Here is a 23,297-nt window from a genome sequence, read left to right on the forward strand (position 1 = left end):
GTCAGGCTCCTGAGATGGTGAGAACGCCGGCGCCGGGGGCCGGGGAGGTGGTGGCGCGGGCGGCGCGGCAGGTGCCCGAGCCCTCCAGGACGGTGGCGATCCGGGCGGCGGTGGGGGCGTCGGGGGCCAGGAAGGCGCAGGTGGGCCCGGAGCCGGAGACCAGTCCGGCGAGGGAGCCGGCGGCGCTGCCGGCCTCCAGGACGTCCTCCAGGGCGGGGCGCAGGGAGATGGCGGCCGGCTGGAGGTCGTTGCTCAGCGCGCCGGCCAGGGCGTAGGCGTCGCCGTCGCGCAGGGCGGCGAGCAGGGCGGGGGACGCCTCCGGGGCGGGGGCGGGGTCGGCGCCGCGCAGCCGGTCGCACTCGCGGTAGACCTCGGGGGTGGACAGGCCGCCGTCGGCCAGGGCGAACACCCAGTGGAAGGTGCCGCCGACCGGGAGCGGGGTCAGCAGCTCGCCGCGGCCAAGGCCGAGGGCGGCGCCGCCGACGAGGGCGAAGGGCACGTCGGAGCCGAGCCGTCCGGCCAGTTCGAGCAGCTCCTCACGGGGGGTACCGGTGCCCCACAGTTCGGCGCAGGCGAGGAGGGCGGCGGCACCGTCCGCGCTGCCGCCGGCCATGCCGCCGGCCACCGGGATGTCCTTGTCGATGTGGAGGTGGACGTCGGCCCGTTCCCGGCCGGTGTGCTCCGCGAGCAGCTCGGCGGCGCGGGCGGCGAGGTTGGTGCCGTCCAGGGGGACGAGGGCGCTGCCGGGTCCTGCACAGGTGATGGACAGCCGGGGCGCGGGGCGGGCGGTGACACGGTCCTGGAGGCCGACCGCGAGGAAGACGTTGGCGAGGTCGTGGTAGCCGTCCGCGCGCGGCGGACCGACGGCCAGTTGCACATTGACCTTCGCGGGAACGCGGATCGTGACGGCCGGCACGGAGGCGGCGGGATGGGACATGCCCCACAGCCTAGGGCTTGCCGGCGGGGCCCCGCCCAGGTGATGGCGGGAGAAAACCGGCCGGGGAACCGGGTGCCCCGCCCGGCCCGGTGAAACCGGGCCGGGGATCGGCCCGGGGCGCGTTCCGGGTTCCGGAACCCGGGCGGCAACGCGTCCTGCTTCGTCCGGCCCGCTGCCTGACGCCCCGCACGGACCGCCCGCCGTCAGGCGGGGCGGTGTTCCGCGATCCGGGCGAAGTCCTCCACCGACAGCGCCTCGCCGCGCGCGCCCGGGCTGACCCCGGCCGCCGTGCACGCCGCCTCCGCCGCCGCCGGGGAACCGGCCCAGCCGGACAGGGCCGAGCGCAGCGTCTTGCGGCGCTGCGCGAACGCCGCGTCGATCACCGCGAAGACCTCTTCGCGGGACGCGGTCGTCACCGGCGGTTCGCGGCGGGTGAGGGCGACCAGGCCCGAGTCGACGTTGGGGGCCGGCCAGAAGACGGTACGGCCGATCGCCCCGGCCCGGCGCACGTCCGCGTACCAGGCGGCCTTGACCGACGGCACCCCGTACACCTTGGAGCCGGGGGGCGCGGCCAGCCGGTCGGCGGCCTCGGACTGGACCATCACCAGGCCGTGCCGGATGCCGGGGAAGAGCGCCAGCATGTGCAGCAGCACCGGGACGGCCACGTTGTAGGGCAGGTTGGCGACCAGCGCGGTGGGGGCGGGGCCGGGCAGTTCGGTGACGCGCAGCGCGTCCCGGTGCACCAGGGAGAACCGGTCGGCGCGCTCCGGGAGCCGGGCGGCGACCGTGGCGGGGAGCGCGGCGGCCAGGGTGTCGTCGATCTCGACCGCCGTGACGTGTCCGGCGGTGCGCAGCAGGGCCAGGGTCAGGGAGCCGAGTCCGGGGCCGATCTCGACCACGACATCGTTCTCGCCGACGCCGGCCGCGCGCACGATGCGGCGCACCGTGTTGGCGTCGATGACGAAGTTCTGGCCGCGCTGCTTGGTGGGGCGGACCCCCAGGGCCGCGGCGAGTTCGCGGATGTCGGCCGCGCTGAGCAGGTCCCCGTCGAGTGCGTCAGTCATCGCCGAACACCCGCGCCGTGTTGGCCGCGATGTGCGCGGCGAGCTCGTCCTCCGGCAGGCCCTTGATCTCCGCCATGGCGCGCAGGGTGACGGGGATGAGGTACGGGGCGTTGGGGCGGCCCCGGAAGGGTGCGGGGGTGAGGAAGGGGGCGTCCGTCTCCACCAGGAGCAGTTCCGGCGGGGCGGCCAGCAGGGCGTCGCGCAGCGGCTGGGCGCTGGCGAAGGTCACGTTGCCCGCGAAGGACAGGTAATAGCCCTCGGCCGCGCAGATCTCCGCCATCGCCGCGTCACCGGAAAAGCAGTGGAACACGGTGCGTTCGGGAGCGCCTTCTTCCCTGAGAATGCGCAGCACATCGTCGTGGGCGTCCCGGTCGTGAATGACCAGCGCTTTCCCGTGCTCTTTCGCGAGGGCGATGTGACGGCGGAAGGAATGGTGCTGGGCGGCCTTTCCCTCGTCGCCGGTGCGGAAATAGTCGAGCCCGGTCTCGCCGATGGCCCGCACCTGCGGAAGGCCGGCCAGCGAGGCGATCTCCGCCAGGGCGGCGTCCAGCCCGTCCCCCAGCCGCGGCGCCTCGTTCGGGTGCAGGGCGACGGCCGCCCAGATCCGGTCGGGGTACGTGGCGGCGGTCTCGGCGGCCCAGTGGGCGCGGGCGACGTCGCAGCCGATCTGCACGACCCGGGTCACTCCCACGGCGGCGGCAGCGGCCAGCGCCTCCTCGACGGTGGTGTCCTGCATGTCGAGGTGGGTGTGCGCATCGGCGACGGGTACGGCCAGCGGCTCGGGCGGCGGAGGCGGTACGGACTGCTCCGCCTTCGCCTTGGCGGACTTGGGCATGGGGTCGATCCTACGGCGCCGCGCGGCGCCCCCGTGCTCAGCCCCGGGCCCGCCGGACGGCCGCCACCCGCCCGGGCCGCATCACCCGCACCCGGTGCCCGTCGCAGTTGGGGCAGGTCGGATAGGTGAGCGGCGAGCGGACCTGTTTTCCCCCGACGTAATACTCGACGATGGGGCGGCCGTGCGGATCACGCAGATGCTCGACGCTGAATTTCTGCTCCCAGCCGTAGCCGCAGCTCAGGCAGGCGAAGGAATACGCGGCGTGGGTTGTGTACCCCTCCGCGCCGCCCATTTCCGGCGGGAGATTCGGATTCGGAACATTCATGGTGCGGCTCCTTGGAGACCTTCACACCATTTTAGTCCGCTTTGGCCGCCACCACCGCGTCGAAGACGTTCCGCTTGGGCAGCCCGGCCTCCTTGGCGACCTCGGCGATGGCCTCCTTGCGGCGCTGTCCGGCCTCCTCGCGGGCGGCCACCCGGCGCGCCAGCTCCTCCGCGTCCACCTCGGCCGTCCCGGCGGCCGGGGCGCCCTCGACGACGACGGTGATCTCCCCCCGTACCCCCTCCGCCGCCCAGCGGGCCAGCTCGGCCAGCGGCCCGCGCCGTACCTCCTCGTACGTCTTGGTCAGCTCCCGGCACACCGCCGCCCGCCGCTCGGTGCCGAAGACCTCGGCCATCGCGGTCAGGGTGGCGGCCAGCCGGTGCGGCGACTCGAAGTAGACGAGCGTGCGCGGCTCCTCGGCGACCTCGCGCAGCCGCGCGGAGCGCTCCCCCGGCTTGCGCGGCGGGAACCCCTCGAAGCAGAACCGGTCCACCGGCAGCCCGGACAGCGCCAGCGCGGTGAGCACGGCGGAGGGCCCCGGCACCGCGGTCACCCGTACCCCGCGCTCGACGGCGGCGGCGACCAGCCGGTAGCCGGGGTCGGAGACGGAGGGCATGCCGGCGTCGGTGACCAGCAGCACCCGGGCGCCGCGCACCAGCTCCTTGATCAGCTCGGCGGTGCGGACCGTCTCGTTCCCCTCGAAGTACGACACCACCCGGCCACCGGTCTGCACCCCCAGCGCCTGGGTCAGCCGGCGCAGCCTGCGGGTGTCCTCGGCGGCGACGATGTCCGCCGCCTCCAGTTCGCCGCCCAGCCGGGGCGGGGCGTCCGCCGGATCACCGATCGGGGTGCCCGCCAGCACCAGGGTGCCCAGCTCCCCCTCGTACGCCGTGTACTGCGTCTCCTCCGTCATACGCCCCATCCTCCCAGGCCCGGATGTCAAGATGGCCCGCGTGAGCAGTAGCGAGAGCGGCCGGACGCTGACCGACGCACCGCCCCGCCCCGAGCCGGGCGGCGGCGCGGGCGGCGGTGGCTGGACGGAGCGGCTGCGGTCCTTCGGCTACCGGCCCCCGCCGGGCCCGCGCGGGGTGCGCGAACGGCTGGCGCCCTCCCCTCCCGCCCCGGCCGGGCGCCTGTGGCGCTACTTCGGGATCGCGCCGGGACCGGCCGCCGCGCTGGCCCGCGCGATGGGCTGGCTGGGCCCGCTGCTGGTCGCCACCCTCGCCGGGGCGCTGCGCTTCACCCGGCTCGGCGAGCCGGACGCCGTCATATTCGACGAGACGTACTACGCCAAGGACGCCTGGTCGCTGCTCCAGCACGGCTACGAGACGGTGTGGCCGGACGACGCGAACCAGCGCATCATCGACGGCGACATCCCGGCCACCGACGCCGCCGCGTACATCGTGCATCCGCCCGTGGGCAAGTGGATGATCGCGCTCGGCGAGTGGGCGTTCGGCATGAACCCCTTCGGCTGGCGCTTCATGGTGGCCCTGCTCGGCACCCTGTCGGTGTTCATGCTCTGCCGCATCGGCCGCCGGCTGTTCCGCTCCACCGCGCTGGGCTGCCTGGCCGGGCTGCTGATGGCGGTGGACGGGCTGCACTTCGTGATGAGCCGCACCGCGCTGGTCGACTTGGTGCTGATGTTCTGGCTGCTGGCGGCCTTCGGCGCGCTGCTGGTGGACCGCGACCGGGCCAGGGAACGGCTCGCCGCCGCGCTGCCCACCGCGGGCGAACCCGTCCTGCGCCCGCACCGGCCCACCGCCGAACGGCTCGGGCTCGGCCTGCGGCCGTGGCGGATCACCGCCGGAGTCTGCCTGGGCCTTGCCTGCGCCACCAAGTGGAACGGCCTGTATGTGCTGGCCGCCTTCGGCATCCTCACCGTGCTGTGGGACGCGGCCGCCCGCCGGACGGCCGGCGCCCCGCACGGCCCGCTGGTCGCGCTGCGCAAGGACGCGCTGCCCGCCTTCCTCGCGCTGGTGCCGGTCTCGCTCGCCGTCTACCTGGTGTCGTGGACCGGATGGTTCGCGACCTCGGGCGGCTACTACCGCACCTGGGCGGAGCGCGAGGGCGCCGGGCCCAGCGCCTGGGAGTGGGTGCCGGGGCCGCTGCGCAGCCTGTGGCACTACACGAGTGAGGTGTACACCTTCCATCTGGGGCTGACCTCGGACCACTCCTACGAGTCGAACCCCTTCAGCTGGCTGGTGATGGGCCGCCCGGTGCTGTACTTCTACGAGTCGCGCGACCCGGGCGAGGACGGCTGCGACCGGGCCGGGGGCTGTGTGCGCGAGGTGCTGGCGCTGGGCACCCCGCTGCTGTGGTGGACGGCCTGCGCGGCGCTGGTGTACGCGCTGTGGCGCTGGCTGCTGCGCCGCGACTGGCGGGCGGGCGCCGTACTGTGCGCGGTGGGGGCGGGCTATCTGCCGTGGCTGATGTACCAGGAGCGCACGATCTTCTCGTTCTACGCCGTGGTGCTGGTGCCGTTCCTGTGTCTGGCGGTCACGATGCTGATCGGGGCGCTGCTGGGGCCGCCCGGCTGCCCGGAGCGGCGGCGCGCGCTGGGTGTGGTCGCGGCGGGGGTGCTGGTGCTGCTGATCGTGTGGAACTTCATCTACTTCTACCCGATCTACGCGGGCCAGGAGATTCCGGTCGACGGATGGCGGGCCCGAATGTGGCTGGGCACCTGGGTCTGAACACGGAGGGTCAGCGGCTGCTTGTAGGCTGCGCACGCGGGGTGGATCGAGGGGCAGGGACGGGATGCGGAACGGGCAGAAGATCGCCGTCATCGCTGGGGTTTTCGTGGTGGTGGCGACGGGCGCCGGATTCGGTGCCTACAGCATGCTGAGCGGTGACGGCGACGAGGGCGGGCAGCAGAACGCGTCGTCCACCTCGGACGCGAAGCCGGAGGAGAGCGCGCCGCCGTCGGCGGCCGAGGTGCTCGAGGTCTCCGGGGACTTCCTCGACGCCTGGGCGGCCGGGGACACCGACGGTGCGGCGGCGCTGACGGACGACGCCGGGTCCGCCTCCCAGGCGCTGGCGGCGCTGGCCGAGGACGCGTCGGTGAGCGGATTCACGCTGAGCGCGGGCGCCCCCGAGGGCGGCTCGGTGCCGTTCGGCGTGGTGGCGAACATCGCGTACGAGGAGCTGCCGGAGCGGGAGTGGAGCTACGACTCCGAGCTGACGGTGGTGCGGGACGCCGACTCGGGTGAGATCGTCGTCGACTGGGAGCCGTCGGTGCTGTACCCGGGGCTGGTGGAGGGGCAGCGCATCGAGACCGGGCCCAGCGGTGAACTGCCGCCGGTGACGGTGCTGGACGCCGAGGGTGGTGAGCTGACCGCGCAGGCGCATCCGACGCTCAAGGGCGTGCTGGAGGACATCGGCGAGCGGTTCGCGGACCACTCGGGCGCCAGCCCTGCGGTCATCACCCGGATCGCGGACGCCGAGGGCGGGACGGTCGAGGAGCTGATCGAGCTGGCGGAGCCGGTGGCCGGCGAGGTGCCGACCACGATCGTGCCGGCGATCCAGGCGGCGGCCGAGGCGGCGGTGGCGGACAAGGACCGGGCGGCGGTGGTGGCGATACAGCCGAGCACCGGCGCCATCCAGGGCGTGGCCAACGCCCCGGCGGACAGCTTCGACATCGCGTTGCAGGGCAGTTACGCGCCCGGCTCCACCTTCAAGATCGTGACGGCGTCGCTGCTCATAGACGAAGGGCTGGCCTCGGCCGGGGCGAAGCACCCGTGCCCGAAGTACTTCGAGCACGGCGGCTGGAAGTTCCAGAACCTCGACAAGTTCGAGATCAAGGACGGCACGTTCGCGGACTCCTTCGCGGCCTCCTGCAACACGGCCTTCATCAGCCAGGCGGGCGAGCTGTCGGACGATGCCCTGGGGGACCACGCGCGTGACGCGTTCGGGCTCGGCCTGACCTGGAGCGTGGGGGTGTCCACGCTGGACGGGGCGGTGCCCACCCAGTCGCTGGCGCAGATGGCGGCCTCGCTGATCGGCCAGGGCGGGGTGCGGATGAACCCGATGACGATGGCGTCGGTGTCCGCCACCGTGAAGTCCGGCACGTTCAAGCAGCCCTACCTGGTGCCCGCCGAGATCGGCGGCCGGGAGCTGGCGACGGCGGCGGGACCCTCCGCGGCGACCGCCCAGGAGCTGCGGTCGCTGATGAACCGGACCGCTGTGAACGGCACCGCCGCCGAGGCAATGGCCGGGCTGAGCGGGGACATCGGCGCCAAGACCGGCTCGGCCGAGGTGGACGGGCAGGACAAGCCGAACGCCTGGTTCACCGGGTACCGCAACGATCTGGCGGTGGCCGCCGTGGTGCCGGACTCCGGGCACGGCGGCAGCAACGCGGGCCCGGTCGTGGCCCAGGTCCTGAGCGCCGCTCCGTAGGGGCATGCGCCGTCCCGCCGGACGGCGGAACGGGTGGACGGAACCCGGCGCCCCTCGTGGGGGGCTCGATGTTCAGCAGTTGACGCCCACGGTGGTGGGCGGGCTGAGGGCGAGGGCCCGGTCTTCGGTGGAGGTCCAGCCGAAGGCCGGGCCCTCGGCGTCGACGGTCAGACCGCTGATGCCGGTGTCGTTCCAGGTGTGGGCGAAGGCGGAGCGGACGGTGATGTCCCGGCAGCCGCCGGTGCCTTCGAAGACCAGGGCGGTGCGGCCGGTGGCGACGTCGGTGTCGGTGGCGTTCTGCCGGGGCGTCAGCAGGAAGCCCACGCCGTGGCCGTTGACGACGGCGGCGTCCTCGTGGCTGACGCTGGGGAAGGCGGGGGTGGTTCCGCTGTGGTGGACCACCTGGAGGATGGGCCTGATCTCGCCGTCGAACCAGGTGGCGACACCCTGTTCGCCGCGCATCGGATACCCCGGGGCTTCCTGCCACTGCCAGGCGCTGATCGCCACCCAGCGGTCGACGCCGCCCACGGTGGTGATGACGTACACGTCGGGTGCGGCGAGGTCGATCAGGTCGGCGTCGGGGATCGGGGGTTCGGCGGCGGTGGCGCGTACCAGGCAGGCGCGGGCGGCCAGTTCGGCGTCGACCGCGGGGTCGTCCGCGCCACTCGCGCGCAGGGTGTCCACCAGGGCGAGCACCTGGTCGGCGCCCGAGCCGGTCGCCGTGTCGAGGGCCGCTTCGGGGACACAGGCGCCGCCGTCCGGGGCGGGGTCCGCGTGCCCCTGGCCGGCCGTGGCGGCGGCCAGGGCCAGGACGAGGGCGGCCGTGGTGACGATGCGTCGCATCCTGGTCCCTCCCGGGGTCGCCGGCTGCCGATGCTAGCCCAGGGGCCAGGGACGTACCAGGAAAACCGGCCGCGAACGGCCGGAGCCCGGCCACCCGTACCACGCGGGTACGGACGGCCGGGCTCCGTTCACTCCGGTCTCCCGGATCCGGATCTCCGGGACGGTCAGCTGACGCCGGCCGGCTCGGGCTCCTTGGCGGTGGCGTCCTGACGCCCCTTGCCGGTGGACTCCAGGTACTTCTCCAGCGTCTCGCCCTCGACGTCGACGTTGGGCAGGACGCGGTCCAGCCACTTGGGCATCCACCAGGCGCGCTCGCCCAGCAGGCCCATCACGGCGGGCACGATGGTCATCCGGACCACGAAGGCGTCCAGCAGGATCGCCATCGCGAGGCCGAAGCCCATCATCATGACCATGGACTCGCCCATCGTCATGAAGCCGGCGAAGACCGAGATCATGATGACGGCCGCGGCGGTGACCACCCGGGCGTTCAGGTTGAAGCCGGTGATGATCGCCTGGCGCGGGGACTCGCCGTGGACGTGGGCCTCGCGCATCCGGGTCACGAGGAAGACCTCGTAGTCCATGGCGAGACCGAAGACCACACCGATCATGAAGATCGGCATCATGCTCATGATCGGCTGCGGCTCGGCCCCGAAGGCGCCCAGCCAGCCCCACTGGTAGACCGCGACCACGGCGCCCAGGGAGGCAAGCACCGAGAGCAGGAAGCCCAGGGCGGCCTTCAGCGGCACCAGCACGGAGCGGAAGACCAGCATCAGCAGGATGAAGGCGAGGCCGACGACCAGCGCCAGGTACGGGACCAGCGCGTCCGAGAGCACCTGGGAGAAGTCGCTCTGCGCGGCGGTCTGGCCGGAGACCAGGATGTTCACGCCGGTCTCGGCCTCCAGCTGCGGGGCGAGGTCGCTGCGGATCTCGGAGACCAGGTCGGTGGTCTCCGCGCTGGAGGGACCGCTGCCCGGGAAGACCGACATCATCGCGACGTTGCCGGCCTCGTTCGGGAACGCGGGCGCGGTGGCGACCACGTCGTCCAGGCCGCCGATGGCCTCGGCGATGGTGTCGGCGGACGCCATCACGTCGCCGCCGTCCGGCGCCTCCAGGACGATCATCAGCGGACCGTTGAAGCCGGGGCCGAAGCCGTCGGACAGCAGGTCGTACGCCTGGCGCTGGGTGGTGTCCGTGGCGGCGGTGCCGTTGTCGGGCAGGCCCAGTTCCAGGCTGGCGACCGGGGCGGCCATCAGGCCGAGACCGGCGACGGAGGCGACCAGCACCAGCCAGGGGCGGCGCAGGACGCCCTTGGCCCAGCGGGAGCCGAAGTTCTCCTTGCCGCCGCTGAGGGAGGCCGGGACTCCGGTCTCGGGGTTCTGGGCGCGCAGCTTCTTGCCGAAGATCCGCTTGCCGACGATCGCGAGCGCGGCCGGCACCAGGGTGAGGGCGATGAGTACGGCGACGACGACGGTGGCGGCGGCGGCCAGACCCATCTTGGTGAGGATCGGGATGCCGACGACAGCCAGGCCGGAGAGCGCGATGACCACGGTCAGGCCGGCGAAGACGACGGCGGAACCGGCGGTGCCGGTCGCCCGGCCGACGGCTTCCTCGCGGCTGTGCCCGGCCATCAGCTCGGCCCGGTAGCGGGAGGCGATGAACAAGGCGTAGTCGATGCCGACCGCCAGACCGATCATCATCGCGAGGATGCCGGTCATCTCGGTCAGGCCGAGGGTGGCGGACAGGGCGCCGATGGCGGACATGCCGACGCCGACCCCGATCAGGGCGGTGAGCAGCGGCAGACCCGCGGCGACCAGCGAGCCGAAGGTGATGACCAGCACGATGGCGGCGACGACGATGCCGATGATCTCGCCGCTGCCCATGTTCATCTCGGCGGTGACGAGTTCGCCGCTGGACTGGACGGTCAGGCCCGCGTCGGTGCCGGCCTCGACGGCGGACGCGAACTGGTCGCGCATGTCGTTGTCGACGTCGGCCCAGGAGCCGTCGTAGGTGACATCGACGTAGCCGATGGTCTCGTCGGGGCTGAGCTGGCCGCCCTCGTAGAAGTCGGTGACGGATATGACCTTGTCACCGGTGGCCAGCTGGTCGGTGACGGCGCGGACGGCCGCCTGGTTGGCGGGGTCGTTGAGGGTCTCGCCCTCGGGCGCCTGGAAGACGACCTTGGTGGTGAGGGCCTCGGCGTTGGCCTGGGGGAATTCCTCTGCCAACAGGTCGAACGCCTGCTGTGCCTCGGTCCCGGGCAGCGAGAACTCTTCCTCGGCGGGGTCGCCGGCGGTGGCCGCCGCGGCGCCGACGGCGACCAGCAGTGCCATCCACACCGACACCACCAGCCAGCGCCGCCGGAAACTCAGGCGGCCGAGCTTGTATAGAAACGTAGCCACGGGGCAGGTTCTCCTGTCCGGGTATCAGGGCGTGTGCAGGAAAGAGAAGTGTCAGTTCATGCCACGAGACGCCGACCCCGGCGGGCAGGATGAGAGAAATTGCCATAATGTGGCCTAGATCACATGAACTGATCCTTCACGAGTTGCCCTGGGGCATGCTGCACCGAAGCATGGACACGTGAGCGACGAAGCCGAGCACGTAGACAGCTATCTGCGGTTCCCGCATCTGAACGGTGAACTGGTCTGCTTCACCGCCGAGGACGATCTGTGGCTCGCGCCGCTGCCCGCGCCGGGACACCGCACCGAACGCGCCTGGCGGCTGACCGTGGACCGGACCCGCCTCGGCCCTCCGCGCTTCTCCCCCGACGGCCGGCACATCGCCTTCACCACCTGGCGCTCCCTGGACCCGGAGATCCATCTCGCCCCGGTCGCCGGCGGCCCGGCCCGCCGGCTGACGTACTGGGGCTCGGCCGACACCCGGGTGTGCGGCTGGACCCCCGAGAGCCCCGCCGACCCGGGCGGCGCGCCGGCGCAGGAACCGCGCATCCTGGCGGTGGGCTCGCACGACCAGCCGTTCTCCCACTTCACCTGGGCCTATCAGGTGCCGCTCGACGGCGCGCCAGGCGACCGGCTGCCCTGGGGCCCGGTGGCCGACATCGCGGTCAGCGGCTGCGGCGGCGAGCGGCGCACCCTGCTGCTGACCGCCAAGGCACCGCACGAGCCGGCGGCCTGGAAGCGCTACCGGGGCGGGGCGACCGGACAGCTGTGGCTGCACGGCGAGCGCCTCCTCCCGGACCTCGCGGGCCACATCGAGTGCCCGATGTTCGTCGGTGACCGGATCGCCTTCCTTTCCGATCACGAAGGGGTCGGGAATCTCTACTCCTGCCGCCCCGACGGCAGCGGGCTGCGGCGGCACACCGACCACGACGCGTTCTACGCCCGGCAGGCCGCCACCGACGGCGAGCGCGTCATCTACAGCTGCGCCGGGCAGCTGTGGCTGGCCGCGGACCTGGACGACCCGGCCGCCGTACCGCGCCGCCTGGACATCCGGCTCGGCGGCCCGCGCGCCGGGCGCCGCCGCTACCAGGTGCCCACCGCCAGCCACGTCGACTCGCTCGCCGTGGACACCACCGGCCGCGCCTCCGCCGTGTGCGTGCGCGGCAGCCTGTACTGGCTCACCCACCGCGACGGCCCGGCCCGGGTCATCGCCGCCACCCCCGGGGTACGGGTCAGGCTGCCGGAGATGCTGGGCGACACCGGCCGCATCGCGTACATCACCGACGCGGACGGCGCCGACGCCATCGAGATCGCCTACCTGCCGCGCGCCAGCGGCGGCCGTGACCCGCGCCGGCTGCGCACCGGGGACCTGGGCCGGGTCCTGGAGCTGATCGCTTCCCCCGACGGCAAGACGCTGGCGGTCTCCTCGCACGACGGGCGGCTGCTGGTCGTGACGGTCCCGGAGGCGGAGGAGGAGCCGGACGAGACCGCGCCGCAGGAGCTGATCCGCTCCATCAACGGCCCCGTGCGCGATCTGGCCTTCTCCCCCGACTCGCGCTGGCTGGCGTGGGCGCACCCCGGCATCGGCCGCTCGCTCTCCCAGATCAAGATCGCGCGGTGGGCGGAGGCCGAGCGCACCGTCCTCGATGTCACCGACGGCCGTTTCGAGGACGAGGGCCCGGTCTTCACCAGCGACGGCCGTTTCCTCGCCTTCCTGTCCTGGCGCGGCTTCGACCCGGTGTACGACGTGCACAGCGGCGATCTGTCCTTCCCGCTGGGGTCGCGCCCCTATCTCGTCCCGCTGTCCTCGGCGACCCGTTCCCCGTTCGCGATCACCCCCGAGGGGCGGCCGGCGGCCGGCGGCCTGGACCCGGACGAGACCAGCAGCGCGACGGGCGCGGACGGCTCGGTGCGGGTGGAGGCGGAGGGCCTCGCCAGCCGGGTGGTGCCCTTCCCGGTGTCCGCCTCGAAGTACTCGGCGCTGTGCCCGGTCAGCGGCGGCGGCCTGGTGTGGCTGCGCTGGCCGATCTCGGGCGCGCTGGGCGAAACGTTCCTGAACCCGGACGACACCTCGGGCAAGCCCACGCTGGAGCACTTCGACCCGGTGCGGGCCAAGCGCACCGAGCTGACCGAGGACGTGGACTGGTTCGCGCTGAGCGCGGACGGCACGCGGATGGTTGTGTGCGAGGACGACGAGCTGCGCGCGGTGCCGGCCACCGAGCTGGGCGACGGCGACTCGACGGTGGTCCTGGACCTGCGCCGGATCGTGCACGAGGCGGACCCGGCGGCGGAGTGGCGGCAGGCGTACGCGGAGGCGGGCCGGATCGTCCGGGCCTACTTCTGGGAGCCGGACATGTGCGGCATCGACTGGGACGCGGTGCTGGAGCAGTACCGGCCGCTGGTGGAGCGGGTGGCGACGCCGGACGAGTTCGCCGATCTGCTGCGCGAGGTGATGGGCGAGCTGGGCACCTCGCACGCCTATGTGACGGGGGCGCGGCGCAGTGAGGGGCCGCGGCACTACCAGCGGGCGCAGGGGCTGCTGGGGGCGGATTTCACCCGGTCCAAGGAGGCCGGGGCGTGGCTGCTGGCGCGGATCCTGCCGGGCGAGTCCTCCGATCCCAAGGCGCGTTCGCCGCTGGCGGGTACCGGGGTGCGCGAGGGCGCGGCGCTCACGCATGTGGACGGACGCCCGGTGGATCCGGTGGCGGGCCCGTATCCGCTGCTGGCGGCGACCGGCGGGACGTCGGTGGAGCTGACGTTCGCGGAGGAGGACGGCGCGGGCACCCGCCGGGTGGCGGTGGTGCCGCTGATCCACGACCAGCCGCTGCGGTACCAGGACTGGGTGGCGCGGCGCCGTGCGGTGGTGCGGCAGCTGTCCGGCGGGAAGTGCGGCTATGTGCACATCCCCGACATGGGGGGCTCGGGGTGGGCGCAGTTCAACCGGGATCTGCGGCGCGAGTTCGCGTATCCGGCGCTGATCGTGGATGTCCGGGGCAACGCGGGCGGCCACATCAGCGAGCTGGTGGTGGAGAAGCTGACCCGCACCATCGTGGGCTGGGACCTGACGCGCAACGCGCAGCCCGTCTCGTACGCCTCGGACGCGCCGCGCGGTCCGGTGGTGGCGCTGGCGGACGAGGCGACCTCCTCCGACGGGGACATGATCACGGCGGTCTTCCGGTTGCAGGGGGTGGGCCCGGTGGTCGGCAGCCGCACCTGGGGTGGGGTGGTCGGCATCACGGGGCGGCACCGGCTCGGGGACGGGACGGTGATCACGGTGCCGATGAACGCGGCGTGGTTCGAGGGGTACGGCTGGGGCGTGGAGAACTGGGGCGTGGCGCCGGACATTCCCTCCGGGCGGACCCCGCTGGACTGGGCGGAGGGCCGGTACGGGGTGCTGGACACGGCGGTGCGCACGGCGCTTGACCTGCTGGAGCGGCATCCGCCGGGGTCGCCGCCGGACTACCGGGAGGTTCCGGACCGGCGGCGACCCGTGCTGCCGCCGCGTACCGCTGGCCCGGGTGCGTGATTGGGCCGTTCGTGGGACGGTGAATGAAAGGGATGCAACGGACATTTCTTTCTGCCGATCGCGCGAAGGAGCACCCATGGGCATCGGAGACCAGTTCAAGGACAAGGCGCAGGAGCTTCAGCAGCGCGCCAAGGACGCCATGAACAAGGACAAGGACGAGCAGGACCAGAACAAGAACCAGGACCAGAACCCCGAGCGGGGCCGGCAGCAGAACAGCTCCGGCCAGGACCAGGGGTACCGGGACGATCAGGGCGGCACCTGACCGCAACGGCCCTTCCGTGCGCCGTGCCCTCCACCTCCGGGTGGGGGGCACGAGCGGTGTACGGGTGCGCGCCCCGCACGCCGGCCGCGCGGTGGCGCGGCCGCCGGGCCCGGTCCACCGTGGAACCATGACCAGCACCCGCAAAGAGCCGCTGACCTCCCTCGATGTCCGCTACAGCAGCCCGGAGGCGCGCGCCATGCCCTGGGCCGAGGCCTGGACCATGCTGGAACGCGCCGAGCTGTACTGGCTCTCGACCGTACGGCCGGACCACGCCCCGCATGTCACCCCGGTGCTGGCCGTCACCCACGCAGGGGCGCTGTACTTCACCACCGGGGAGCAGGAGCGCAAGGGCCGCAACCTCGCCGCCAACCCCGCCTGCGTGCTGACCACCGGCTGCAACTCCCTGGCCGGGGGCACCGATCTGGTGGTGGAGGGACGGGCCGAACGGATCACCGGCGACGCCCTGCTCCAGGCCGTCGCGGACGCCTTCCTCGCCAAGTACGGTCCGGACTGGCACCTCACCGTGCGGGACGGGTTCCTGGTGCTGCCGGGCGGGGGCGCCTCCGGGACGGAGTCCGGGGAGGGGCCGCGGGCGGCGGCGTTCGAGGTGCGCCCGGCCACCGCCTTCGGCTTCCGCAAGGGCGTCTACGGTCAGACCCGCTGGCGCTTTTGAACCGCGCCCCGCAGCGGCCGGGCCGCGCCCACCGGCGCGGCACTCGGCGTCTCGGCCCGGCGGCGGTTCACCGCCCCGGCCCCGTCCCCGTCCCCGTCAGCCCCGGACGCCGTCGAAGTCGGCGCCGATCGTCAGGGTGAGCACGCCGGGCAGATCGTCGGTGGTCTGCCGCGTCTCGGCCCCCGGCACCCGCGAGCCCAGCACGTCCGCGTGGCCCTCCAGGCCCTCCGGGTAGCTGATGGTGGTGGTCTCGGCCGGGTCGGCGTTGCCGGTGGAGACCACCTGGAAGCCCAGGTTCCGCAGCCGGTCGGCGACCTCGGCGGCCTGTCCCGTGGTGCCGGTGCCGTTCAGCACCCGCACGCGTACCTCGGACGGGGACGGCGCGGACTCGGCGGCCTGCTCCAGCTGCTCCTTGGTGATCTCCTCGTCCTTGGCGAGCGAGGTGAACAGCATCTCGGTGGCCGGGTAGTCCCACACCACATTGGCCTTGTCGGTGGGGACGTCCAGCTCGCGCGGGTAGTTGGGGACCGTGATGAAGGTCAGCTTGTCGGCCGGCACGCCCTGGAGCTCGGTGGCCAGGTTGTACAGCGCGTCCAGGCTGGCCAGCTCGGGGTCGGTGGTCAGCGACTTGGTGACCGCGTCCATGAACCCGTACAGCGAGGTGGGGCTGGTGAGCTTGGACTGCGCCTTCTCGGCCAGCGCGTTCATGAAGTCCTGCTGGCGCTCGATACGGCCGATGTCGCTGCCGTCGCCGACGCTGTAGCGGACCCGGACGAAGCCGAGCGCGTCCTCGCCGTCCAGCGTCTGGCAGCCGGCCTCCAGGCTGACGTGCGCCTTCACGTCGTCGATCGGCTCGTCCAGGCACATGTCCACGCCGCCCAGGGCGTCCACCATGTCCTTGAAGCCGAGGAAGTCGAGGGAGACGAAGTTCTCGATGCGCAGCCCGGTGTTCTGCTCCAGGGTGCGGATGGTGCAGGCCGCCGCGCCGCCCGCGTCGCCGTTGATGCCGCCGAGCGCGTACGACTCGTTGATCTTGGCGTGGTGCGGCTCGGTCATCACCCCGTCGCCCATGTCGCAGGACGGGATCTCCACCCAGGAGTCACGCGGGATGGACACCACGGTGGCCCACTCCCGGTTCTCCGCGATGTGCAGGATCATCAGGGTGTCCGAGCGCATCCCCTCAACCGCGCCGTAGTCGTCCATGCCCTCACGGGTGTCCGAGCCGGCCACCAGGATGGTCTTGGCGCCGGGGCTGAGGTCCTCGGGGCGGTCCTCGCCGAGCTTGTCGTCGATGGTCGCGGAGGTGATGTTGCCGTTGAGCTTCTGATATATCCAGTACACGCCGCCGGCGCCGGCCAGGATGACGAAGGCCAGCACCCCCGCGGTCCACAGCAGCACGCGTTTGCCGCGCTTGCGCCCGCCCGCCGAGCCGTCCGTGCCGCGCTTGCGTCGCGTCGGCGCGTTCTTCGAGCGATGTGAGCCGGCCACGCTGCTCCCCCGTTACGAATTTCCGCGCGTCATGAGTCGTTCGATCCGACGCCCTGGGACGGACACCAGTTCCCCGATTGCGCAAACTCTAAAGTATGGAAATGGCGCCCCGGTAACGCGCCCTGATGAAGCCCAGCGCTCCGGCGTACACCACGAGCACCACCCCCAGCAGCGGATAGTACGCGCCGGGCAGGGTGGCGGTCAGCCCCAGGGCGGGCGCGAGCGCCGACAGCGGCAGCAGCAGCCCGATCGCCGTGAGCCCGGCCACGGCCGCCACGAGGGGCGGCGGCATCCGGCGCGCGGAGCCGGGCCGCAGCAGCCAGATCACCAGCGCCTGGGTGAGCAGGTTCTCGGTGAACCAGCCGGCGTGGAAGACCGCGTGCGCGTCCAGGCCGGCCGCCGAGGGCAGACTCAGCAGCCAGCCGAGGGCGGCGAAGGTCCCCAGGTCGGCGGCGGCGTTGAGGGCGCCGAAGCGCAGGACGAAGGCGGTGAAGGCGCGCGGACGCAGCACGGTGGGGCCATCGCGGGCCCCGGCGCGGGGCTCGGCCCGGTCGAAGGCGAACGCGAGCTGGGCGGCGTCGAAGCACAGGTTCTGGACCAGCACCTGGAGCGGCAGCATCGGCAGGAAGGGCAGCAGCAGCCCGGCGACCATCATCGCGATGACGTTGCCGAGGTTGGAGGAGAGCACCACCCGCAGATAGGTGGTGATGTTGCGGGTGGTGTCCCGGCCGCAGGTCACCGCGCGGTCGATCGCGGTGAGGTCCTTGCCCGCCAGCACCACGTCCGCCCCGGCCCGGGTGACGTCGGCGGCGCCCAGCGGGCAGATGCCGACGTCGGCGGCGTGCAGCGCGGGCAGGTCGTTGACGCCGTCGCCCAGGAAGCCGGTGGGGCGCCCCGCCGCGCGCAGCACCTCCACGACGCGGGCCTTGTGGGCGGGGGTGCAGCGGGCGAAAACGGTACGGGTGGCGGCCAGCTCGGCCAGCTCGGCGTCGTCGAGGGTCTCGGTGTGCGCCCCGGTGACCACCGTGCCCGGCGGCCCCGGGTCCAGGCCCAGGTCACGGCAGGCGCGGGCGGCGGTGGCCGGGTGGTCGCCGGTGAGCACCTTGACGGCTATGCCCCGGCGGGCGAGGGCGGACAGCGCCTCGGCGGCTCCGGGCGCGAGTTCGTCGCGCAGGGCGACGAAGCCCAGCAGGGTCAGCTCGCGTTCGGCGGAGGCGGGGGTGAGGCCGGCGGGTACGGTCCGGCCGGGGCGGCGGGCCATGGCGACGGCCAGCAGCCGCAGCCCGGCGGCCGCCTGCCGCTCGGCGAGCGCCAGCACCTCCAGCCGGCGCGCCTCGTCCAGCGCGTGCTCCCCGCCCGCCTCCGTACGCAGGCGCGTGCAGCAGGGCAGCACCTCCTCCACGGCACCCTTCACCACCACCGTGTGCGTACCGGGGTGGTCGGGCTCGCGGACGACGGCGGTGGCCCGGCGGCGTACCGGGTCGAACGGCAGCGCGGCGAGGCCGGTCAGCCGGCCGCAGGGATCGCCGGGATCGGGGTCACCGGGGCCGCCCGCCCGCAGGACGGCCTCGTCCAGCGGGTCGGGGGCGGGCAGCTCCGCCAGGTGCAGCGTCCAGTGCGCGTTGACGGCCGCCCAGCCCAGCACCTCGGGGTCGGGCCGGCCCCAGGGGTCGAGCGCGCTGTGCAGCACGGGCCGGTCCCGGGTGAGGGTGCCGGTCTTGTCGGTGCACAGCACCTCCATGGCGCCCAGGTCGTGCAGGGCGGGCAGCCGGCGGACCATCACCGCGTGCTCCCCGGCGAGCCGCACCGCGCCCCTGGCCAGCGACACGTTCACCACCACCGGCAGCATCTCGGGGGTGAGGGCCACGGCGACGGCCACCGCGAGCGGCACGGTGTCCAGGGCCGGGCCGCGCAGCACGGTGTGCGCGGCCAGCACCAGCGCGGCGGCGCACAGCATCAGCCGGATCAGGGTCCACGAGACGCCGCCCAGCGCCTGGTGGAAGACGGTGCCGCTGGTGGTCCTGCGCGGGACCGGGCGGGACTGCCGGGCCCAGAACGTGCCCGCGCCGGTGGCGACCACCACCCCCGTACCGCTGCCGGTGGCCACGCTGCCGCCCTGCAGGCACAGGTGCCGCTGCCCGGGGAGGTCCCAGGGAAGCGGAGTGTCGGGGGTGTCCTGCGCGGTCCTGGTGACGGGGGCGGACTCGCCGGTGAGCGCGGGCTGGTGCACGGTCAGCCCGGTGGCGCGCAGCAGCCGTACATCGGCGGGCACCACGTCCCCGGGCCCCAGCAGCACCACATCGCCCGGCACCAGCTGGTCGACGGGCAGTTCGCGCACCTGCGGCTCCGCGCCGGGGGCGGGGCGGCGCCGTACGGTCGCGGTGGCGGCGACCAGCTCGCGCAGCCCGGCGGCGGCGCGTTCGGCCCGGTGTTCGCCGGCGGAGCGCAGGACGCAGCTGATGACCACGAGCACGGTGATGACGGCGGCGGTGGCCCAGGCGGAGACGGCGGCGGACACCACGCCCAGGACGAGCAGGACGGCGCTGAACGGGTCGCGCAGGCTGCGGGCGAAGCGGCGCAGCCGGCCGGGTGGGTGGGCGGCGGGTGGCGTGTTCTCGCCGTAGCGCTCCAGGAGCCGCTGGGCCCGGGCTTCGTCCAGGCCGCGCGGTGAGGTCTCCAGCGCGCGCAGGACTTCCAGGGTGGTCAGCCGGCCCAGTGCGGCCGGATCGGTGGTGTCCGGGCGGGCTGCGGTGAGCTGCGGGGGCGCGGCGGGGCGCGCGGACGCCTCAGATCCCCAGGCCATGCGCGCGCCGGGGCGCCTGGGGCACCGCGGCGCGGCGCGGGGTGCGGTCGGCGAGCTGGCCGACCATCAGCCGTACGACGGTGACCACATCGGGGTCGTCCACGAGGTAGACGACGCGGCGGCCCTCGCGCCGTGATCTGACCAGACCGGCGAGTTTGAGCTTGGCGAGGTGCTGGCTGACGGCCGGGAGGGTGCCGCCGACGCGTTCGGCGAGACCGCTGACGTCGCTCTCGCCCTCGGCGAGCGCCCACACGATGTGCAGCCGGGCGGTGGAGGCCAGCAGCCCGAAGGCGGCGGCGGCTTCCGTCAGCAGTTCGGGTGACGGGTCCCCGTCACGCCCGCCCGCCGGCCCCGCCGTTGTGCCCACCACGCACCTTCCGCCATCGGAACGCCTCCGAAGGCCTCAGTCTAGGGTCAATGAGGTCAGGCCCCGAAGACCGTCGCGCAGCACGTCCGGCCGGAGATCGGGCGCGACCAGCGCGCGCTGGATCAAGAACCCCTGGGCACAGGCGGCGACGGTACGGGCGACGTGCTCGGCGGGGACGTCGTCGCGCATGAGCCCCTGGCGCTGGTAGTTCTCCGCGATGGCGGTCCAGGAGGAGATCACCGTGTTGATGCCCCGGTGCAGGACGGCGGCGAGTTCGGGGTTGCGCAGGGTCTCCGCCCACACCTGGATGATCAGCGAGGGGGGCACGTCGAGGGTCTGGAGCACCTCCTCCAGGGTGTCGGCCAGCACGTCCCCGGGCTGGGCGGGCGGCTCGGCGGCGGCGGCGCGGGAGAAGGAGCCGCCGACCCGTTCCAGGACCTCCAGGGCGAGGGCGACGATGATGGCGTCCTTGGAGGGGAAGTAGCGGTAGACCGCTCCGGCGGACAGGCCGGTCTCCTTGAGCACGTCCTGCATGGACGTGGCGTGGAAGCCGTCGCGCGCGAAGCAGCGCGCGGCGCCCTCCACGATCTGCCGGCGGCGGGCATCGAGATGTTCCTGCGAGACACGGGCCACGGCGCCGAGCCTAAAACGAACGTTCCTTCTTGACAACCGTCGCGCCCCGGTCGTAAAACGAATGCTCATTCTCTTTGAATCCGGAGCATCCGCCATGCCATCCCAGACCCGGAAGCTGATCGCCGTCCTGGTGGCGCTGCCGCTCGCCATCACCTTCATCCTGTGGGCCTTCGCCTGGCCGGTGGCCAGGACCGCCCCCCACGACCTGCCGCTGGGCGTGGCCGGCCCCGCCGAGGCGACGGCCCCCGTGGTGGCCGGGCTCGACGCGCGGGGCGGCGCGTTCGACGTGCACACCTACCCGGACGCGGACGCCGCCACCGCCGCGATCGAGAACCGCGACGTCTACGGCGCGCTGGTGCTCGGCCCGCAGGGCGCCGAACTGCTGACCGCGTCCGCCGCGAGCCCCTCCGTCGCCCAGCTGCTGGAGCAGGTCGCCGCCCAGGGGCTGCCCGAGGGCACCGAGCTCACCGTGACCGATGTCGTACCGACCCCGGACGGCGATCCGCGCGGCGCCGTCTTCGGGGTGAGCGTGCTGCCGATGGCGATGGCGGGCATCGCCCTGGGCGCGCTGGTCACCCTGCTGCGGCTGCGCGGCCGGTACGCGATCGCGGCGCTGCTCGGCACGGCGGCGCTGGTGGGGGTGGCCGGGGCGCTGATCGGCCACAGCTGGCTGGGCGCGATGGCCGGGAACTGGTGGACGGTGGCCGCCTCGCTGGGGCTGATGGCGCTGGCGGGCGGGGCGACGGTGGCCGGGCTGGCGGCGCTGCTGGGGCCCCGCGGCATCGGGGCCGGCGCGGTGCTGCTGATGATGCTGGGCAACCCGTGGTCGGGCGCCACCTCGGCCCCGGAGATGCTGCCGAGCCCGGTCGGGACGCTGGGTCAGCTGCTGCCCACCGGCTCGGGGGCGACCCTGCTGCGCGATGTCGCGTTCTTCGACGGCGCGGGGGCGGCGTACCCGCTGGCGGTGCTCACCGCCTGGGCGGTGGCCGGGCTGGCCACGGTGGCCGTGGTGCACCACCGCCGCCGCCGGGGCGGCCCGGTGGCGGACGCCCCGCCCGCCTCGCCGGCCCCGGCGATGGCGCGCTGACCGGCCGCCGCGGTCAGCCGAGCGGCTTGGTGTAGCAGCGGCTGCTGGTGTGGAAGCGGTAGTAGCCGAACTTGCCGCCCTCCGGCACCAGGGCGTAGCCGCTGGACTCGTACAGCTGGATCGCCTCGGGCTGCTTGGTGCCGGTCTCCAGCACCATCCGCCGCCGCCCGGCGGCGCGGGCGGTCTCCTCCAGATGGGCCAGGATCAGCCGGGAGAAGCCGTGCCCGCGGGCCTCGGGGACGATGTACATCCGCTTGATCTCCGCGTCGCCCAGCGCGTACCCCTCGCCGAGCGAGGTCTCGTCGTGGGAGCGCCAGCCGCCGGTGCCGATGGGGACCCCGTCGGCGTCGTACGCCAGGACGTACAGGCCGCTGGGCGGGTCGAACATCTCGGGGGCGAGCGGGGTCAGGTCACCCTCGTCCTCGTAGCGGACCGCGTACTCCGCCTGCACCCGGTCGTTGAGCTTCCGGGCGTCGGGGTGATCAAAGCGGGCGGTGACGAGCTTCATGCAGGTCATCGTACAAACCCGGAGGGTCGTGACGGTACGGGCACCTGAGGCGATTGATCACCATCTGGCCGGGTTGTCCCCGGGTTGGCGCGGTGGCGTAGGGTCGCGCGCGGAATCCTCAGCACCCCACGCATCAGGGCATCAGCCGGGAGGGCACTCACTGTGCACACCGTCACCACGGTCAACGTCAACGGCCTGCGGGCCGCCGCCACCAAGGGCTACCGGGAGTGGCTGGCCGCCACCGAGGCGGACGTGGTGTGCCTCCAGGAGGTGCGCGCCGAGGAGAAGCAGCTGCCCGAGGACGTACGGGAGCCGGCCGGCTGGCACGCGTACTGGGCGCCGGCCGCCGCCAAGGGGCGGGCGGGTGTGGCGCTGCTCACCCGGCGCGAGCCGGACGCCGTGCGCACCGGGTTCGGGGTCGCGGAGTTCGAGGACTCCGGGCGCTATCTGGAGGCCGACCTGCCGGGCCTGACCGTCGCCAGCCTCTATCTGCCCTCCGGCGAGGTGGGCACCGAGCGGCAGGCGGAGAAGGAGCGCTTCATGGCGGCCTTCCTGCCGTACCTGGCCGGGCTGCGCGAGCGTGCCACCGCGCAGGGGCGCGAGGTGCTGGTGTGCGGCGACTGGAACATCGCCCACCAGGAGGCCGATCTGAAGAACTGGCGCGCCAACCGGAAGAACTCCGGCTTCCTTCCGGAGGAACGCGCGTGGCTGACCCGGGTGTTCGGGGCCGAGGGCGGCTACACCGATGTGGTGCGCGCGCTGCACCCCGAGCAGGAGGGTCCCTACTCCTGGTGGTCCTACCGGGGCCGGGCGTTCGACAACGACGCGGGCTGGCGGATCGATCTGCTGGCCGCCACCGGGGGGCTGGCCGGGCGGTGCGTCAAGGCGTACGTGGAGCGGGCGGCGACGCACGGGGAGCGCTGGTCGGACCACGCCCCGGTGACGGCGGTCTTCGAGGGCCTGCCCGGCTGAGCCCGTTCGGTTCTGTGCGTTCCTGACATCTGACCGGCCGCGGGTCCCTGCGGCCGGTCGGCGCAGCAACACGTTTGCTATGCCTCTCAACAGGCAGTTCTGTCCGAACTGTTGACCTCCCTCAGCAATCGCTCTACCTTCCGTGAACCGTTTGAATCCGTTGGTTCCGTTGGGTAGATGCACCGAGCT

The 23,297-nt window shown here is 73.4% G+C and carries 19 protein-coding genes; 7 read left to right on the forward strand and 12 right to left on the reverse strand.

All coding sequences use genetic code 11. The features are described 5' to 3' along the window. Position 1: 1 nt before the first annotated feature. The 5 genes from ACTFAP_RS09945 to rsmI form a co-directional block, all read right to left on the reverse strand. Positions 2-937, reverse strand: coding sequence for a 4-(cytidine 5'-diphospho)-2-C-methyl-D-erythritol kinase (locus ACTFAP_RS09945; RefSeq protein ID WP_495684283.1), 936 nt, complete (start codon positions 935-937; stop codon positions 2-4). A gap of 203 nt (positions 938-1,140) precedes the next feature. Further along, a complete protein-coding gene (gene rsmA, locus ACTFAP_RS09950) occupies positions 1,141-2,001 on the reverse strand; it encodes a 16S rRNA (adenine(1518)-N(6)/adenine(1519)-N(6))-dimethyltransferase RsmA (protein WP_500468840.1) in 861 nt (286 codons plus the stop codon). Then, positions 1,994-2,836, reverse strand: coding sequence for a TatD family hydrolase (locus ACTFAP_RS09955; RefSeq protein ID WP_495684285.1), 843 nt, complete (start codon positions 2,834-2,836; stop codon positions 1,994-1,996). The genes rsmA and ACTFAP_RS09955 overlap by 8 nt, the downstream gene beginning before the upstream one ends. 37 nt (positions 2,837-2,873) lie before the next feature. Next, positions 2,874-3,161: a hypothetical protein gene (locus tag ACTFAP_RS09960; RefSeq protein WP_200366657.1), complete on the reverse strand. Its 288-nt coding sequence runs from the start codon at positions 3,159-3,161 to the stop codon at positions 2,874-2,876. A 31-nt stretch (positions 3,162-3,192) separates the two neighbouring features. Then, the gene (rsmI, locus tag ACTFAP_RS09965; RefSeq protein ID WP_495684286.1) at positions 3,193-4,071 is read right to left on the reverse strand and encodes a 16S rRNA (cytidine(1402)-2'-O)-methyltransferase; all 879 of its coding nucleotides are present in this window, start codon (positions 4,069-4,071) and stop codon (positions 3,193-3,195) included. A 31-nt stretch (positions 4,072-4,102) separates the two neighbouring features. Between rsmI and ACTFAP_RS09970 the strand changes: the two genes are divergently transcribed. Both ACTFAP_RS09970 and ACTFAP_RS09975 read left to right on the forward strand, forming a co-directional pair. After that, a complete protein-coding gene (locus tag ACTFAP_RS09970; RefSeq protein WP_495684287.1) occupies positions 4,103-5,848 on the forward strand; it encodes a phospholipid carrier-dependent glycosyltransferase in 1,746 nt (581 codons plus the stop codon). A 64-nt stretch (positions 5,849-5,912) separates the two neighbouring features. Next, the gene (locus tag ACTFAP_RS09975) at positions 5,913-7,550 is read left to right on the forward strand and encodes a penicillin-binding transpeptidase domain-containing protein (RefSeq protein WP_500468841.1); all 1,638 of its coding nucleotides are present in this window, start codon (positions 5,913-5,915) and stop codon (positions 7,548-7,550) included. A gap of 72 nt (positions 7,551-7,622) precedes the next feature. Here the strand turns inward: ACTFAP_RS09975 and ACTFAP_RS09980 are convergent, their stop codons facing one another. Both ACTFAP_RS09980 and ACTFAP_RS09985 read right to left on the reverse strand, forming a co-directional pair. Next, complete coding sequence (locus ACTFAP_RS09980) at positions 7,623-8,393, reverse strand: hypothetical protein (RefSeq protein WP_500468842.1); 771 nt, start codon at positions 8,391-8,393, stop codon at positions 7,623-7,625. Positions 8,394-8,557: 164 nt separating this feature from the next. Further along, entirely contained in the window at positions 8,558-10,792 is a 2,235-nt protein-coding gene (locus ACTFAP_RS09985) for an MMPL family transporter (protein WP_495684297.1), read from the reverse strand. 178 nt (positions 10,793-10,970) lie between these two features. Here ACTFAP_RS09985 and ACTFAP_RS09990 point away from each other — a divergent pair, with 178 nt between their 5' ends. From ACTFAP_RS09990 to ACTFAP_RS10000, 3 genes are all read left to right on the forward strand, one after another. Next, positions 10,971-14,315, forward strand: a complete 3,345-nt coding sequence (locus ACTFAP_RS09990; RefSeq protein ID WP_500468843.1) for a S41 family peptidase — start codon at positions 10,971-10,973, stop codon at positions 14,313-14,315. Between the two features lie 76 nt (positions 14,316-14,391). After that, a complete protein-coding gene (locus ACTFAP_RS09995) occupies positions 14,392-14,577 on the forward strand; it encodes a hypothetical protein (protein WP_200366641.1) in 186 nt (61 codons plus the stop codon). 127 nt (positions 14,578-14,704) lie between these two features. Then, positions 14,705-15,250, forward strand: coding sequence for a pyridoxamine 5'-phosphate oxidase family protein (locus ACTFAP_RS10000; protein ID WP_500468844.1), 546 nt, complete (start codon positions 14,705-14,707; stop codon positions 15,248-15,250). Between the two features lie 96 nt (positions 15,251-15,346). Here ACTFAP_RS10000 and ACTFAP_RS10005 read toward each other — a convergent pair whose 3' ends face one another. The 4 genes from ACTFAP_RS10005 to ACTFAP_RS10020 all read right to left on the reverse strand — a co-directional run bounded on the left by ACTFAP_RS10005 (position 15,347) and on the right by ACTFAP_RS10020 (position 20,541). Then, positions 15,347-16,738, reverse strand: coding sequence for an LCP family glycopolymer transferase (locus ACTFAP_RS10005; RefSeq protein ID WP_495684300.1), 1,392 nt, complete (start codon positions 16,736-16,738; stop codon positions 15,347-15,349). A gap of 88 nt (positions 16,739-16,826) precedes the next feature. Continuing rightward, positions 16,827-19,541: a magnesium-translocating P-type ATPase gene (mgtA, locus tag ACTFAP_RS10010; protein ID WP_500468845.1), complete on the reverse strand. Its 2,715-nt coding sequence runs from the start codon at positions 19,539-19,541 to the stop codon at positions 16,827-16,829. Then, positions 19,525-19,911, reverse strand: coding sequence for a metalloregulator ArsR/SmtB family transcription factor (locus tag ACTFAP_RS10015; RefSeq protein WP_495684302.1), 387 nt, complete (start codon positions 19,909-19,911; stop codon positions 19,525-19,527). Before ACTFAP_RS10015 ends, mgtA begins: the two co-directional genes overlap by 17 nt. A gap of 33 nt (positions 19,912-19,944) precedes the next feature. After that, on the reverse strand, positions 19,945-20,541 hold the full coding sequence (locus tag ACTFAP_RS10020) for a TetR family transcriptional regulator (protein WP_495684303.1): 597 nt from the start codon (positions 20,539-20,541) through the stop codon (positions 19,945-19,947). Between the two features lie 94 nt (positions 20,542-20,635). Here ACTFAP_RS10020 and ACTFAP_RS10025 point away from each other — a divergent pair, with 94 nt between their 5' ends. After that, positions 20,636-21,628: an ABC transporter permease gene (locus tag ACTFAP_RS10025; protein WP_500468846.1), complete on the forward strand. Its 993-nt coding sequence runs from the start codon at positions 20,636-20,638 to the stop codon at positions 21,626-21,628. 13 nt (positions 21,629-21,641) lie between these two features. Here the strand turns inward: ACTFAP_RS10025 and ACTFAP_RS10030 are convergent, their stop codons facing one another. Then, positions 21,642-22,136: a GNAT family N-acetyltransferase gene (locus ACTFAP_RS10030; RefSeq protein WP_495684305.1), complete on the reverse strand. Its 495-nt coding sequence runs from the start codon at positions 22,134-22,136 to the stop codon at positions 21,642-21,644. A 162-nt stretch (positions 22,137-22,298) separates the two neighbouring features. Between ACTFAP_RS10030 and ACTFAP_RS10035 the strand changes: the two genes are divergently transcribed. Then, positions 22,299-23,108, forward strand: coding sequence for an exodeoxyribonuclease III (locus ACTFAP_RS10035; protein ID WP_500468847.1), 810 nt, complete (start codon positions 22,299-22,301; stop codon positions 23,106-23,108). The last annotated feature ends 189 nt before the right edge of the window (positions 23,109-23,297 follow it).

It is taken from the genome of Streptomyces sp. PH9007 (assembly GCF_059813725.1).